Source organism: Pseudescherichia sp. (genome assembly GCF_031998825.1).
Taxonomy (GTDB): domain Bacteria; phylum Pseudomonadota; class Gammaproteobacteria; order Enterobacterales; family Enterobacteriaceae; genus Pseudescherichia.
In genome coordinates this window covers 31821-45879 of sequence record NZ_DAMACX010000037.1, presented here as the reverse complement: position 1 = coordinate 45879, position 14059 = coordinate 31821, and the positions used below count along the sequence as shown (strand labels likewise).

The window sequence follows — 14059 nt, the reverse complement described above, 5'->3', positions numbered from 1 at the left end:
TTTTCTTTGCTTGCTTTCTGCTAGATTCCGCCGCAATTCTATACTGAATAAAACGGCTTAAAGACCAACTATGATGAATAAACCCGCATCGGCTCCGCGTGGCAAAGGCCCCGCAAAATCGCGCCGTAAAACACGCGAAGAAATTAACCAGGAAGCACGCGATCGCAAGCGTGAGAAAAAACATCGCGGTAATGCGGCAGGCAGCCGTGCGACCGGCAGCGATGGCGCATCCGGCTCCCGTGGTCAGAAGCAGCAGAAAGATCCCCGTATCGGTAGTAAAACCCCCGTACCGTTGGGCGTAACCGCTACTCCGGTCACCCGTCAGCACAAACCCAAGAGCGAGAAACCTATGCTTTCACCGCAGGCTGAACTGGATTTGCTGGAAACTGATGAGCGCCTGGATGCGCTGCTGGAACGTCTGGAGAATGGCGACACCCTGAGCGCTGAAGATCAGGCGTGGGTTGACGCCAAACTGGACCGCATTGACGCGCTGATGCAGCAGCTCGGCCTCTCCTATGACGACGATGAAGACGAGGAAGAGGAAGAAGAGAAAGAGGATATGATGCGCCTGCTCAAAGGTGGCAACTGATCCCCGGAAAAGCGGCTTTACAGCATGGGCCTGCCCGTCCTGCTTATAACCCTTCCGGTTATGTGTTATCTGGCGTGGTTATTCGTTAAACTACGACGGTTGTCGCAGCGACAGAAGTGGCTGCGCAACCGGCTTGCACTCCGTCAGGGGGTCAGGCCTGGCCGTCGTCGTCGCCAGCGACGCTATCCGAAGGAGTGAGCATGTCTTCGCAGTTAATCGACTGGGATCTGGCCCTGATCCAGAAATATAACTATTCCGGGCCGCGTTATACCTCTTACCCGACCGCTCTTGAGTTCGCCGAGACCTTTGGCGAAGCGGATTTTCAGCAGGCCGTTGCTCGCTACCCTGAGCGTGCGCTGTCGCTCTACGTGCATATCCCATTTTGTCACCGGCTGTGCTACTTCTGCGGCTGCAATAAGATCGTCACCCGCCAGCAGCATAAGGCAGACCAGTATCTCGATGCGCTTGAGCAGGAGATTATCCACCGCGCGCCGCTGTTTGCCGGCCGTCAGGTCAGCCAGCTGCACTGGGGCGGCGGGACGCCAACCTATCTTAACAAAGCGCAAATTAGCCGCCTGATGGGGCTGCTACGTCACCACTTCAACTTTAACGCCGACGCTGAGATCTCTATCGAGGTTGATCCGCGTGAAATAGAGCTGAACGTACTCGACCATCTGCGCGCCGAGGGCTTTAACCGCCTGAGCATGGGCGTGCAGGACTTCAACAAAGAGGTACAGCGGCTGGTCAACCGCGAGCAGGATGAGGAGTTTATCTTTGCGCTATTACGCCATGCGCGGGAGATTGGCTTCACCTCCACCAATATCGATCTGATCTACGGCCTGCCGAAGCAGACGCCGGAGAGCTTCGCCTTCACCCTGAAACGCGTTGGGGAGCTGAACCCGGACCGGCTGAGCGTATTCAACTACGCGCACCTGCCGACGCTCTTTGCCGCGCAGCGGAAGATTAAGGACGCCGATCTGCCTTCGGCGCAGCAGAAGCTGGATATTCTGCAGCAGACGATCGCCTCGCTCACCGAGGAGGGCTATCAGTTTATCGGGATGGATCACTTTGCACGCCCGGATGACGAGCTTGCCGTGGCCCAGCGCGAAGGGGTGCTGCACCGCAACTTTCAGGGCTATACCACCCAGGGCGATACCGATCTGCTGGGGATGGGCGTCTCGGCCATCAGCATGATTGGCGACTGCTACGCGCAGAACCAAAAAGAGCTAAAGCACTACTATCAGCAGGTAGATGAGACCGGTAATGCGCTGTGGCGGGGCATTGCCCTGACAAGGGATGACTGCATCCGCCGGGACGTCATCAAATCGCTGATCTGTAACTTCCGGCTGGCGTTTAGCGCAGTAGAAAAAGAGTGGGATCTCGATTTTGCCGACTACTTTGCGGAAGATTTAAATCTGCTCGCGCCGCTGGCGAAGGATGGGCTGGTGGCGGTAGATGCGCACGGCATTCAGGTGACGGCGAAAGGCCGGCTACTGATCCGCAATATCTGCATGTGCTTTGACGCCTATCTGCGTCAAAAGGCGCGACTGCAGCAGTTCTCTCGCGTGATTTAACCGATCGGGATCGGTAGGCCCGGTAAGCATTGCGCCACCGGGCGTTTTGCTCGCTACTCCATCCCTAACTCTTTCAGCTTGCGCGTCAGGGTATTGCGTCCCCAGCCGAGCAGCCTTGCCGCTTCCTGCTTATGTCCCTGGGTATGCCGCAGGGCGGTGGTCAGCAGGGTGCGCTCCATCTCTGGCTGCGCCTCAGAGAGCAGGTTTTGATGACCGGAACGCAGAGCGCGGTCCGCCCACTGCGCCAGCAGCGTAGCCCAGTTATCCGGCAGCGTCTGGGTTGGACTGTCGGGCATCGTCGTCTCAAACAGCTCGCTGGGGAGATCCTGGATCAGTACCTCCTGTCCCGCGGCCATCACCGTCAGCCAGCGGCAGGTGTTCTCCAGCTGGCGGACGTTGCCCGGCCAGGCAACGCGGGTCAGCGCCGCCTCGGTCTCCGGATGCAGCTGCTTGGCTTCGACGCCCAGTTCGCGGGCGGCTACCTGCAAAAAGTGGCGCGCCAGGCGGGGGATATCTTCCCGGCGCTCGCGCAGCGGCGGGAGATGCACGCGGATCACGTTCAGGCGGTGGAAGAGATCCTCACGGAATTTCCCCTCCTGCACCCGCAGCTCAAGGTTCTGGTGGGTGGCGGCAATGATGCGCACGTCCACCTTCACCGGGGCATAGCCGCCGACGCGGTAAAACTGCCCATCCGCCAGCACGCGCAGCAGGCGCGTCTGCACGTCCAGCGGCATATCACCAATCTCGTCCAGGAACAGCGTGCCGCCGTCGGCCTGTTCAAAACGCCCCTGCCGGACGGTATTCGCGCCGGTAAACGCTCCCTTCTCATGGCCAAACAGCTCGGACTCAATAAGATCTTTCGGGATGGCAGCCATGTTGAGCGCGATAAAGGGCGCTTTGACGCGCGGGCTATGGCGATGCAGGGCATGGGCTACCAGCTCTTTACCGGTCCCTGACTCGCCGTTGATCAGCACGCTAATCGACGAGCGGGAGAGGCGGCCAATGATGCGAAACACATCCTGCATGGCGGGCGCTTCGCCGATGATATCCGCGGTCGGGCCGAAAACCTGCACGTTGCGCGGCTGCTGCTGCTCCTGATAGTGGCTGATGGCTCGCTCAACCAGCGCAACCGCTTCGTCGATGTCGAACGGTTTAGGCAGGTAGTCAAATGCTCCCTGCTGGTAGGCGCTGACCGCCGCGTCGAGATCGGAGTGGGCGGTCATAATGATGACCGGGAGCATGGGGTGGCGCTGTTTTATCTGCTTCAGCAGCGCCAGCCCGTCCATACCCGGCATGCGGATATCCGACAGCAGCACATCCGGGGTTTTGGTGGTCAGCGCGTCGAGCACCTCATTACCACTTTCAAACGTTGTACAACTCAAGCCAGCCCCGGTGAGGGCGCGTTCAAGCACCCAGCGGATGGAGCTATCATCATCAACAATCCATGCTATCCCTCGTTGCATCATCGTCACCTTCATTTTTTAATTGGCAGGTAAACCGAAAACTCGGTATGACCCGGCCAACTGGTAAATTCAATTTTGCCGGAGTGTTGATCGATCAGGCTGCGGGCGATCGACAGCCCAAGTCCGGTTCCGCCTTCGCGTCCGCTCACCATTGGATAAAAGAGCGTATCCTGCAGGTGCGACGGGATGCCCGGCCCGTTATCCTCAACGTCAATACGCGCCGCCAGTCGGTAGCGCGTGCCGTGTAGCGTCAGCTGGAAGGCCGTACGGGTGCGTAGCGTAATGGTGCCGCCCTCTGGTCCCAGCGCCTGCAGGGCGTTACGCACGATATTCAGCAGCACCTGCTCAACCTGGTCAGGATCGTGCGGTAGCTCCGGCAGGCTGGGATCATAGTCACGCACCAGGGTGACGTTCTCCGGTAGCTCCATCGAGACCAGCTTCACTACGCGCTCGGCGACTTTGTGAATGCTCTCGGTCACGTGCATGCCCGGATGCTGCGGTCCCAGCAGGCGATCAACCAGGTTACGCAGCCGGTCCGCCTGCTCGATAATGACTTTGGTGTACTCGGTTAGCGCCGGATCGGGCAGCGCTTTGCTCAGCAGCTGCGCCGCGCCGCGTAGACCGCCCAGCGGGTTTTTAATCTCATGGGCGAGGCCCCGCACCAGATCGCGTGCGGCGACCTGCTGGGCCTGCTGGAGCTGCTCCTGGCTCAGGCGGCGCTGGTTATCCATCGGCGCCATCTCCAACAGGATCAGCCCCTCCGGCAGCCTCTGTGCCGTCACGGAGAGAATGTGCGAGCGGGCATCGATCACCAGGGTGACTTCGTTATCCGTAAATCCCTGTCCGGCTTCCAGGCTCTCCTGCATCAGGGCGATATTGAGGGAGAAGTAGCTCAGCAGCTCCGACAGAGGTGTACCAAACAGCTTGCGTGAGCTTTGTGCCAGCAGCTGTTGAGCGGCGGGGTTCGCATAGTGAATCGCCAGCTCGTCATCAACCAGCAGGATGCTGTTGATTAAAGAGTTAAGGATCTGCCCAGCATCGGGCAGCGTGCCAGTTGCCATTAAGCAGTCTCCTGAAATGAGGTGCACTGTTTTAGTGCATTATAGCTTTTTATGCTTAAAAAGCGCGTAATATCAGGTTGTTGGCGGAGAAAAAAGCCCATCAAGGATGGGCTAAAGTTTCCACGGCAACTAAAAATCCTCAGCGTCTTTTTCGCGCCAGCAGGGCCGGAGCGAAAATTGGCTGGGTATTACTAAATTAAACGCTGTAGTACAGTTCGAACTCAACCGGGTGCGGCGTCATGCGAACGCGGTCATTCTCTTCAATACGCAGGGCGATATAGGCATCGATCGCGTCGTTAGTGAACACGCCGCCTGCGGTCAGGAACTCACGGTCTGCATCAAGCGCCTGCAGGGCCTCTTCCAGGGAGCCAGCAACCTGCGGAACTTCTTTCGCCTCTTCCGGCGGCAGGTCGTACAGGTTTTTGTCCATGGCTTCGCCCGGGTGGATCTTGTTCTTGATACCGTCCAGGCCAGCCATCAGCAGGGCTGCGAAGCACAGGTACGGGTTAGCAGCCGGGTCCGGGAAGCGCACTTCGATACGACGCGCTTTCGGCGAGGTCACTACCGGAATACGGATAGAGGCAGAGCGGTTACGGGCAGAGTAGGCCAGCATAACCGGTGCTTCGTAACCCGGGACCAGACGCTTGTAGGAGTTGGTGGTCGGGTTCGCCAGGGCGTTGATTGCTTTAGCGTGCTTGATTACGCCGCCAATGTAGTACAGGGCTTCTTCAGACAGGCCAGCATATTTGTCGCCAGAGAACAGGTTGGTGCCGTTCTTGGAGAGAGACATGTGGCAGTGCATACCGGAGCCGTTATCGCCGAACATCGGTTTTGGCATAAAGGTTGCGGTTTTGCCGAAGCGGTGCGCGACGTTGTGCACGACATATTTGTAGATCTGAATTTCGTCCGCTTTTTTGGTCATGGTGTTGAAGCGGGTAGCCACTTCGTTCTGACCTGCGGTTGCCACTTCGTGGTGGTGCGCTTCAACCACCAGGCCCATCTCTTCCATCACCAGACACATGGTAGAGCGGATGTCCTGAGAGGAGTCAACCGGCGGAACCGGGAAGTAACCGCCTTTCACTGCCGGACGGTGACCTTTGTTACCACCTTCGTATTTGGTGGAGGTGTTCCATGCGCCTTCGATATCGTCGATAGCCACGTGGGAACCGGAGATGTTGGCACCAAAGCGAACGTCGTCGAACAGGAAGAACTCTGGCTCTGGCCCGAACAGAACGGTGTCTGCGATGCCGGTAGAGCGCAGGTACTCTTCAGCGCGTTTAGCGATGGAGCGCGGGTCGCGATCGTAGCCCTGCAGGGTGCCTGGCTCAAGGATATCGCAACGGATAATCAGGGTAGACTCTTCGAAAAACGGGTCAATAACAGCGGTAGAGGCGTCCGGCATCAGTACCATGTCGGATTCGTTGATGCCTTTCCAGCCACCAATCGAAGAACCATCAAACATTTTGCCTTCTTCAAAGAAGTCAGCGTTAACCTGATGAGCTGGGATAGTGACATGCTGCTCTTTACCTTTGGTATCAGTGAAGCGCAGATCGATAAACTTCACTTCATGTTCGTTCAGCATCGTCAAAACGTGTTCAGCGGACATACTTAACTCTCCCGGAATTTTTGGTCGTCGTGGTAACGAGGTTCTACACTTTATAAGTGGCACAATCGCCTTGCATAAGATAAAGCGAAATCTGTGCCAACTTTTAAAACACCCCCAAAAGGCGCTATCATGCACGTCATAGTGCAAAAGGGCTGCACCATAATGGATATCTTGCATCAATATAGTGCATCTGCGCGATTGTAGTGCACTATATTGGTGCAATTTACATTAGGGCGGCTCTCTACCGCTCCGTGAAACCGATCACAAAGCCTTACTTTCTGTATTGTTTGTAAAGGTTCTTTGTGATCCTGTTCTGTACTGCGATTAATACGTGTACAATAACGCGCTATTTCTAATGCCTGAGGCAAAGTTGTGATCGAAAATTTGCGTAACATCGCCATCATTGCGCACGTTGACCATGGTAAAACGACCCTGGTTGACAAGCTGCTGCAGCAATCCGGTACCTTCAGCGAGCGCGCTGAGACTACTGAACGCGTGATGGACTCCAACGATTTGGAGAAAGAGCGTGGGATTACCATTCTCGCGAAAAACACCGCTATCAAATGGAATGACTACCGTATCAACATCGTTGATACCCCGGGTCACGCCGACTTCGGTGGTGAAGTTGAACGTGTCATGTCCATGGTAGACTCCGTACTGCTGGTGGTCGATGCTATGGACGGCCCGATGCCGCAGACCCGCTTTGTAACTAAAAAAGCGTTTGCGCATGGCCTGAAGCCAATTGTCGTTATCAACAAGGTTGACCGTCCGGGCGCGCGTCCTGACTGGGTTGTGGATCAGGTCTTCGATCTGTTCGTTAACCTCGACGCTACCGACGAGCAGCTGGACTTCCCAATCATTTACGCATCGGCCCTGCAGGGTATCGCGGGTAACGACCACACTGACATGGCGGAAGATATGACCCCGCTGTACCAGGCGATCGTTGACCACGTCCCGGCGCCGAACGTTGACCTTGACGGTCCGTTCCAGATGCAGATCTCCCAGCTGGACTACAACAACTACGTTGGTGTTATCGGCATCGGCCGCATCAAGCGCGGCAAAGTGAAGCCGAACCAGCAGATCACCCTGATCGACAGCGAAGGTAAAACGCGTAACGGTAAAGTGGGTAAAGTACTGACCCACCTCGGCCTGGAGCGTATTGAATCCACCGAAGCTGAAGCGGGCGATATCATCGCGATCACTGGTCTGGGCGAACTGAACATCTCCGACACCCTTTGCGATCCGCAAAACGTCGAAGCGCTGCCGGCCCTCTCCGTTGATGAGCCGACCGTGACCATGTTCTTCAACGTCAACACCTCGCCGTTCTGCGGTAAAGAAGGTAAGTTTGTGACCTCGCGTCAGATCCTTGACCGTCTGAACAAAGAGCTGGTGCACAACGTGGCGCTGCGCGTGGAAGAGACTGACGATTCTGATGCATTCCGTGTATCCGGTCGTGGTGAGCTGCACCTGTCGGTTCTGATCGAAAACATGCGTCGTGAAGGCTTTGAGCTGGCGGTTTCCCGTCCGAAAGTTATCAACCGTATGATCGATGGCCGTATGCAGGAGCCGTTCGAGAACGTGACCCTGGATATCGAAGAGCAGCATCAGGGCTCGGTTATGCAGGCGATGGGCGAGCGTAAGGGCGATGTCAAAGACATGATCCCTGACGGCAAAGGCCGTATTCGTCTCGACTACCTGATCCCGGCCCGTGGCCTGATCGGCTTCCGTACCGAGTTCATGACCATGACCTCCGGTACCGGTCTGCTGTACTCCACCTTCAGCCACTACGACGACGTGCGTCCGGGCGAAATCGGCCAGCGTAACAACGGCGTGCTGATCTCCAACGGCCAGGGCAAAGCAGTCGCGTTCGCACTGTTCAGCCTGCAGGATCGCGGTAAGCTCTTCCTGGGTCACGGTGCTGAAGTGTACGAAGGCCAGATCATCGGTATTCACAGCCGCTCTAACGACCTGACCGTGAACTGCCTGACCGGTAAGAAACTGACCAACATGCGTGCATCGGGTACCGATGAAGCAACGGTTCTGGTTCCGCCGATCAAGATGTCCCTGGAGCAGGCGCTGGAGTTCATCGATGACGACGAGCTGGTAGAAGTCACCCCGACCTCTGTCCGTATCCGTAAACGTCACCTGACCGAGAACGATCGTAAGCGTGCGATGCGTGGTCCTCGCGACGCGTAATCTGTTTTCGCATGATGCTAAAAGCCGCTGAATATCAGCGGCTTTTTTTATGTCGCTCTCCACCCCCCTGCCTGAATCTGTGGCAGAGCAGCTATTCACCATCTGGATTTCCCGCTACAGTTAATTCTCCACGGCCAACAAGGAGAGAAAAATGCTCTATATCTTTGATTTAGGTAACGTGATTGTTGATATCGATTTCGATCGCGTGCTGGGTGCATGGAGCGATCTCAGCCGGGTTCCGCTGGCAACGCTGAAGCAAAGTTTTACCATGGGTGATGCGTTTCACCGCCATGAGCGGGGTGAACTGTCGGATGAGGATTTTGCCGAGGCGCTGTGCGAGGAGATGTCGCTGCCGTTGAGCTACGAGCAGTTCTCCCACGGTTGGCAGGCGGTGTTTGTTGGCCTGCGTCCAGAGGTGATCGACATTATGCACAAGCTGCGCGCGCAGGGACACCGTGTGGTAGTGCTCTCCAACACCAACCGATTGCATACGACTTTCTGGCCGGAACAGTACCCTGAAGTTCGCGCCGCGGCAGATAAAATTTACCTCTCTCAGGAGATGGGGATGCGCAAGCCAGAGGCGCGCATCTACCAGGCGCTGTTACGGGAAGAGGGTTTTTCCGCCGAGGATGCGGTCTTTTTTGACGATAACGCCGATAATATAGAGGGAGCTAACCAGTTGGGTATTACATCAATTCTGGTGACCGGAAAAGAGACGATACCGAACTACTTTGCAAAACAGCTATGCTAAAAACCGTTCATCATAAAGCCAGTCACCATACGCGCCCGCTGCGGGCGTGGCTCAAGCTGCTCTGGGAGCGAATTGACGAAGACAATATGACGACGCTGGCGGGGAATCTCGCCTACGTCTCGCTGCTCTCACTGGTGCCGCTGGTAGCGGTGATCTTTGCGCTATTCGCTGCGTTTCCCATGTTTAACGATGTCAGCCTGCAGCTGCGACACTTTGTTTTTGCCAATTTCCTGCCATCGACCGGCGATATTATTCAGCGCTACATCGAGCAGTTTGTGGCCAACTCCAGCAAAATGACGGCGGTAGGGGCGTGCGGCCTGATCGTCACCGCGCTGCTGCTGATGTATGCCATTGATAGCGCCCTGAATACCATCTGGCGTAGCAAGCGGGCGCGGCCAAAGGTCTACTCGTTTGCTGTCTACTGGATGATCCTCACCCTCGGGCCGCTGCTGGCGGGGGCGAGCCTGGCGATTAGCTCCTATCTGCTCTCGCTGCGCTGGGCGACCGAGCTGGACAGCGTGATCGATCACATCCTGCGTATCTTTCCGCTGATCCTTTCGTGGCTCTCGTTCTGGCTGCTCTATAGCATCGTACCCACCACCCGGGTGCCTAATCGCGATGCCGTTATCGGCGCGCTGGTGGCGGCGCTGCTCTTTGAGCTGGGGAAAAAGGCGTTCGCGCTCTATATCACCATGTTTCCCTCCTATCAGCTCATCTACGGCGTGCTGGCGGTGGTGCCCATTCTCTTTGTCTGGGTCTACTGGACCTGGTGTATCGTCTTGCTTGGCGCTGAAATAACTGTCACTCTCGGGGAGTACCGCAAACTCAAATTAGCCGCAGAGCAAGAGACAATAGACCAACCATGATTGCATTAATTCAACGTGTTTCCCGTGCCAGCGTGACCGTGGAAGGTAACGTGACGGGTGAAATTGGCCCAGGACTTTTGGTGCTGTTAGGTGTCGAAAAAGAGGACGATGAGCAAAAAGCGAACCGTCTTTGCGAGCGTGTATTAGGCTACCGTATCTTTAGCGACGCCGACGGCAAGATGAACCTGAACGTTCAGCAGGCCGGCGGTAGCGTGCTGGTGGTGTCGCAGTTTACGCTGGCGGCGGATACCGAGCGCGGCATGCGTCCGGGTTTCTCCCGGGGCGCTGCGCCGGATCGCGCCGAAGCGCTGTATGACTATTTTGTCGAACGTTGCCGCCAGCAGGAAATGGTTACGCAAACCGGGCAGTTCGCTGCCGACATGCAGGTTTCACTGGTCAACGACGGTCCGGTTACCTTCTGGCTGCAAGTATGAGTCAGCAGCTAGCCTGGCCCCAGGTCACAAGAGAGAGTGCTGCTATGTATCATCTTCGCGTACCGCAAACCGAAGCAGAGTTAGAGCGCTACTACGCGTTTCGTTGGGAAATGCTACGTAAGCCCCTGCGCCAGCCGCGTGGCTCTGAGCGCGACGCCTGGGATGCCATGGCGCATCATCAGATGGTGCTGGATGAAGAGGGCCAGCTGGTTGCCGTCGGACGGCTCTATATCAACGCCGACAACGAAGGCTCAATTCGCTTTATGGCCGTGCATCCCGAGGTGCAGGATAAGGGGCTGGGCACGCTGATGGCGATGACCCTGGAGTCGGTGGCACGCCAGGAGGGGGTTAAACGGGTCACCTGTAGCGCCCGCGAGGACGCCGTAGAGTTTTTCGCCAAGCTCGGATTTATCAACGAAGGCGAGATCACCGCCCCGCAAACCACACCGCTGCGCCACTTTCTGATGATGAAACCCATCGCCACGCTGGACGATATTCTGCATCGCGGCGACTGGTGCGGACAGCTACAGCAGGCCTGGTACCAGCATATTCCGCTCAGTGAAAAGATGGGCGTGCGTATTCAGCAGTACACCGGGCAGAAGTTTATTACCACCATGCCGGAGACGGGAAACCAGAATCCGCACCATACGCTGTTTGCCGGGAGCCTTTTCTCTCTCGCCACGCTGACCGGCTGGGGGCTGATCTGGCTGATGCTGCGCGAGCGCCACCTCGGCGGCACCATTATTCTCGCCGACGCCCATATCCGCTACAGCCATCCTATCACCGGCCGCCCCAGCGCAATTGCCGACCTGGGTTCCCTCAGCGGCGATCTCGACCGCCTCGCCCGCGGCCGTAAAGCCCGTGTGCAGCTGCAGGTCGAGCTGTTCGGCAACGACGTCGCCGGAGCCATCTTTGAAGGCATCTTTATCGTGCTGCCAGCGAAACCCTTCGGTTCTTACGAAGAGGGCGGCAACGAGGAGGAGTAGCGGAAGGGGGCATTCAGATGTAGGCCGGGCAAGCGTAGCGCCGCCCGGCAGTGTTACAGAGGATTACTCCCCTTCACCCGGGAACAGGAACGGGTTGATGGAGCTGCGGGCGAAGCCCTCCTGCTCCATACGGGCGTCCAGCACCAGCGATGCCAGGTCGTCGGCCACCGGCTCCACGTTCGGGTCTTTTTCCTGATACAAAATCTTCAGGTAAGTGCCGCAGTCACCGCAGCTCTCCGCTTTAACCGAAGCCTGCTCGTTATCCAGCGACCAGTAGTGCAGATCGCGGGTTTGCTCGCAGTTGCTGCACTTCACGCGCACCACGTGCCACTCGGTTTCACACAGGTTACAGTGCAGATAGCGCAGCCCCTGAGAGGTCCCAATCTGCACGATGCTGGAGACCGGCATTGAGCCGCAGACCGGGCAGAACTGACGCTGCTCGCCATACTCTGCACGGGCTTTGCCCGGGATTAGGCTAGCCATCTGCGCCCAGTAGAGCGACAGCGCTGCCCAGATGAACGGCGATTTATCGCTGCTCACCGCTGCGAAGTTGCTGGCGAACAGGGCGCTCGCCATCTCCTCCAGCTCCTGAGTCGAGGCCTTCTCCAGATTCTCAATCACCGCCAGCGCCTGGCCGCTCATCTCCGGCTTCAGCTCGGCAATCAGAGAGTGCAGCAGCTTATGCCAGTGGGTGTCGCGTGGCAGGACGTGAATATCCAGCGGCGGCTTGCCCTGTTCGGCAGCCTCTTTGATGCGTGCGGTCAAGTCCAGGGTTAAGGGATGATCGTACAGCACCACCTCCTGGGCATGCGCCACCAGCGCGGCGAAGCGCAGATAGTCACCCAGCGGATTGCTCTCGGCCAGCGTGCGCAGGCGTTCTGCCCGACGGTTGTAGAGATTTTTCAGCCTGGGAAACAGTAACGGCGGAATGGCTTCCGCCGCACGTTTCTCGCCTTTCTCCAACGCATCTTGCGGGATTATGCGAATACTCATTCAGCCTCTTTTTCCGATTTGCTTCGGACTTCACGATACCAGCGCGGGTGATGTCGCTCCGCCCAGGTTTTCGTTACCCATCCTTCTACCATGGCGGTAATCGTGCCTTTTACCCAGAGGGCGGCGTAGATATGCACCATAATAACCACAATTAGTCCGACTGCGGCAAATGAATGCAGCATGATCGCCAGACGGATTGTTGGGATGGAGAAGTAAGGCGCGAGCCACGGACGCCACATGATAATTCCGCTGACCAGCAGCAGCACCAGCAAAATAATCGCTGCCCAGAAGACGCACTTCTGGCCAAAGTTATAGCGCCCGGTGTCACCGACCTCTTCGTTGACGATGATTTTCTGGATGTTTTTAGCCCAGAAGATATCGTCCCGGTTGATCAGGTTGTGGTGCCAGTAGCGGAAAAACATGATGATAAACGAGGCAAACATCACCACCCCAACGAAGGGGTGGAGGATCCGCGCCAGCTGCGGCGTACCGAGAATATTCATCAACCAGTTAAACGAGGGGAAGAAAAACCCCAGCCCGCTCACCGACGCCAGCACGAAACAGAAGGCGGTGACCCAGTGGTTGATGCGTTCCGGCGCGGTGTAGCGCACGATGGTGTCACGTTTTCTCATTTGCGCACCTCATCATCTTTTTTGTCGTGAAGGTTGTCTTCATCATCGTCAGCGCGGTTTGGACCGACGCCCACGTAGTGGAAGACGCTGGCGGCAAAAGTCGCCGCAAAGCCGACGGCGGCGAGCGGTTTCCAGATACCTTTCCAGAACTTCACGGTGGCGCTGATCTCCGGGTTCTCCGGCAGGCCGTGGTAGAGATTCGGCTTGTCGGCGTGGTGCAGCACGTACATCACGTGCGTACCGCCAACGCCTGCCGGATCGTACAGGCCCGCGTTATCGTAACCACGGGTTTTCAGCTCCTCTACGCGCTCACCCGCCAGCGTTTTCATATCCTCTTTGGAACCAAAGTGGATAGCGCCAGTTGGACAGGTCTTCACGCAGGCTGGCTCCTGGCCGACGGTCACGCGATCCACGCACAGGGTGCATTTGTAGACGCGGTTATCTTCCGGGTTCAGGCGCGGGACGTCGAACGGACAGCCAGCGATGCAGTAGCCGCAGCCGATGCACTGCTCAGACTGGAAATCAACGATGCCGTTAGCGTACTGAATGATCGCCCCTTCAGACGGGCAGGCTTTCAGACAGCCGGGGTCGGCACAGTGCATGCAGCCATCCTTACGGATCAGCCACTCCAGTTTGTCGTTCTGCTCGACTTCCGAGAAGCGCATCACCGTCCAGGATTTAGCCGTCAGATCCGCCGGGTTATCATAGACCCCGACGTTATGACCGACCTCATCACGGATGTCGTTCCACTCGGAACAGGCCACCTGACAGGCTTTACAGCCGATACAGGTGGTCACGTCGATAAGCTTCGCTACCTCGAGCTGGTGATCCCGCGCCTGAGGCGCGGGGGTAAAGCTGTTAGTCGCGGAACGACGAATAATGTCTTGCGATTGATAAGCCATAGGTCG

General features: G+C 57.2%; 13 protein-coding genes. 7 read left to right on the top strand and 6 right to left on the bottom strand.

The window, feature by feature from the left end; all coding sequences use genetic code 11:
• Positions 1-73 precede the first annotated feature (73 nt).
• Together yihI and hemN are read left to right on the top strand one after the other, a co-directional pair.
• Positions 74-589, top strand: coding sequence for a Der GTPase-activating protein YihI (gene yihI, locus RTP97_RS16040; RefSeq protein ID WP_312415407.1), 516 nt, complete (start codon positions 74-76; stop codon positions 587-589).
• Positions 590-789: 200 nt separating this feature from the next.
• Positions 790-2163 carry an oxygen-independent coproporphyrinogen III oxidase gene (gene hemN, locus RTP97_RS16035; RefSeq protein WP_312415404.1) on the top strand — a complete coding sequence of 458 codons (1374 nt, stop codon included), beginning with the start codon at positions 790-792 and terminating at the stop codon, positions 2161-2163.
• Positions 2164-2216: 53 nt separating this feature from the next.
• On the opposite strand, the gene glnG is transcribed toward hemN, so the two are convergent.
• The 3 genes from glnG to glnA all read right to left on the bottom strand — a co-directional run bounded on the left by glnG (position 2217) and on the right by glnA (position 6293).
• Positions 2217-3626, bottom strand: coding sequence for a nitrogen regulation protein NR(I) (gene glnG, locus RTP97_RS16030; protein WP_312214508.1), 1410 nt, complete (start codon positions 3624-3626; stop codon positions 2217-2219).
• Positions 3627-3637: 11 nt separating this feature from the next.
• On the bottom strand, positions 3638-4687 hold the full coding sequence (glnL, locus tag RTP97_RS16025) for a nitrogen regulation protein NR(II) (RefSeq protein ID WP_312415401.1): 1050 nt from the start codon (positions 4685-4687) through the stop codon (positions 3638-3640).
• A gap of 196 nt (positions 4688-4883) precedes the next feature.
• Positions 4884-6293, bottom strand: coding sequence for a glutamate--ammonia ligase (glnA, locus tag RTP97_RS16020; RefSeq protein ID WP_103821712.1), 1410 nt, complete (start codon positions 6291-6293; stop codon positions 4884-4886).
• Between the two features lie 372 nt (positions 6294-6665).
• Here glnA and typA point away from each other — a divergent pair, with 372 nt between their 5' ends.
• From typA to fabY, 5 genes are all read left to right on the top strand, one after another.
• Positions 6666-8489 carry a ribosome-dependent GTPase TypA gene (gene typA / locus RTP97_RS16015; protein ID WP_312214028.1) on the top strand — a complete coding sequence of 608 codons (1824 nt, stop codon included), beginning with the start codon at positions 6666-6668 and terminating at the stop codon, positions 8487-8489.
• A gap of 151 nt (positions 8490-8640) precedes the next feature.
• A complete protein-coding gene (gene yihX, locus RTP97_RS16010) occupies positions 8641-9240 on the top strand; it encodes a glucose-1-phosphatase (protein ID WP_312415400.1) in 600 nt (199 codons plus the stop codon).
• Positions 9234-10106: a virulence factor BrkB family protein gene (locus tag RTP97_RS16005; protein WP_312415398.1), complete on the top strand. Its 873-nt coding sequence runs from the start codon at positions 9234-9236 to the stop codon at positions 10104-10106. The genes yihX and RTP97_RS16005 overlap by 7 nt, the downstream gene beginning before the upstream one ends.
• Positions 10103-10540: a D-aminoacyl-tRNA deacylase gene (gene dtd, locus RTP97_RS16000; RefSeq protein WP_312415397.1), complete on the top strand. Its 438-nt coding sequence runs from the start codon at positions 10103-10105 to the stop codon at positions 10538-10540. Before RTP97_RS16005 ends, dtd begins: the two co-directional genes overlap by 4 nt.
• Before the next feature lie 44 nt (positions 10541-10584).
• Positions 10585-11526, top strand: a complete 942-nt coding sequence (fabY, locus tag RTP97_RS15995; RefSeq protein WP_312214020.1) for a fatty acid biosynthesis protein FabY — start codon at positions 10585-10587, stop codon at positions 11524-11526.
• A gap of 63 nt (positions 11527-11589) precedes the next feature.
• On the opposite strand, the gene fdhE is transcribed toward fabY, so the two are convergent.
• From fdhE to fdxH, 3 genes are read right to left on the bottom strand one after another with little or no spacing between them, the layout of a single operon-like run.
• Positions 11590-12519 (bottom strand): formate dehydrogenase accessory protein FdhE, encoded by a 930-nt coding sequence (gene fdhE, locus RTP97_RS15990; protein WP_238082198.1) that lies wholly within the window; start codon positions 12517-12519, stop codon positions 11590-11592.
• Entirely contained in the window at positions 12516-13151 is a 636-nt protein-coding gene (gene fdoI, locus RTP97_RS15985) for a formate dehydrogenase cytochrome b556 subunit (protein WP_042394479.1), read from the bottom strand. The genes fdhE and fdoI overlap by 4 nt, the downstream gene beginning before the upstream one ends.
• A complete protein-coding gene (gene fdxH, locus RTP97_RS15980; protein ID WP_312214015.1) occupies positions 13148-14053 on the bottom strand; it encodes a formate dehydrogenase subunit beta in 906 nt (301 codons plus the stop codon). Before fdxH ends, fdoI begins: the two co-directional genes overlap by 4 nt.
• Positions 14054-14059 lie beyond the last annotated feature (6 nt).

Bases quoted from the DNA above. Each gene is read 5' to 3' on its own strand.
- yihI (WP_312415407.1), top strand. From the start codon at position 74: ATGAATAAACCCGCATCGGCTCCGCGTGGCAAAGGCCCCGCAAAATCG.
- hemN (WP_312415404.1), top strand. From the start codon at position 790: ATGTCTTCGCAGTTAATCGACTGGGATCTGGCCCTGATCCAGAAATAT.
- glnG (WP_312214508.1), bottom strand. From the start codon at position 3,626: ATGCAACGAGGGATAGCATGGATTGTTGATGATGATAGCTCCATCCGC.
- glnL (WP_312415401.1), bottom strand. From the start codon at position 4,687: ATGGCAACTGGCACGCTGCCCGATGCTGGGCAGATCCTTAACTCTTTA.
- glnA (WP_103821712.1), bottom strand. From the start codon at position 6,293: ATGTCCGCTGAACACGTTTTGACGATGCTGAACGAACATGAAGTGAAG.
- yihX (WP_312415400.1), top strand. From the start codon at position 8,641: ATGCTCTATATCTTTGATTTAGGTAACGTGATTGTTGATATCGATTTC.
- RTP97_RS16005 (WP_312415398.1), top strand. From the start codon at position 9,234: ATGCTAAAAACCGTTCATCATAAAGCCAGTCACCATACGCGCCCGCTG.
- dtd (WP_312415397.1), top strand. From the start codon at position 10,103: ATGATTGCATTAATTCAACGTGTTTCCCGTGCCAGCGTGACCGTGGAA.
- fabY (WP_312214020.1), top strand. From the start codon at position 10,585: ATGTATCATCTTCGCGTACCGCAAACCGAAGCAGAGTTAGAGCGCTAC.
- fdhE (WP_238082198.1), bottom strand. From the start codon at position 12,519: ATGAGTATTCGCATAATCCCGCAAGATGCGTTGGAGAAAGGCGAGAAA.
- fdoI (WP_042394479.1), bottom strand. From the start codon at position 13,151: ATGAGAAAACGTGACACCATCGTGCGCTACACCGCGCCGGAACGCATC.
- fdxH (WP_312214015.1), bottom strand. From the start codon at position 14,053: ATGGCTTATCAATCGCAAGACATTATTCGTCGTTCCGCGACTAACAGC.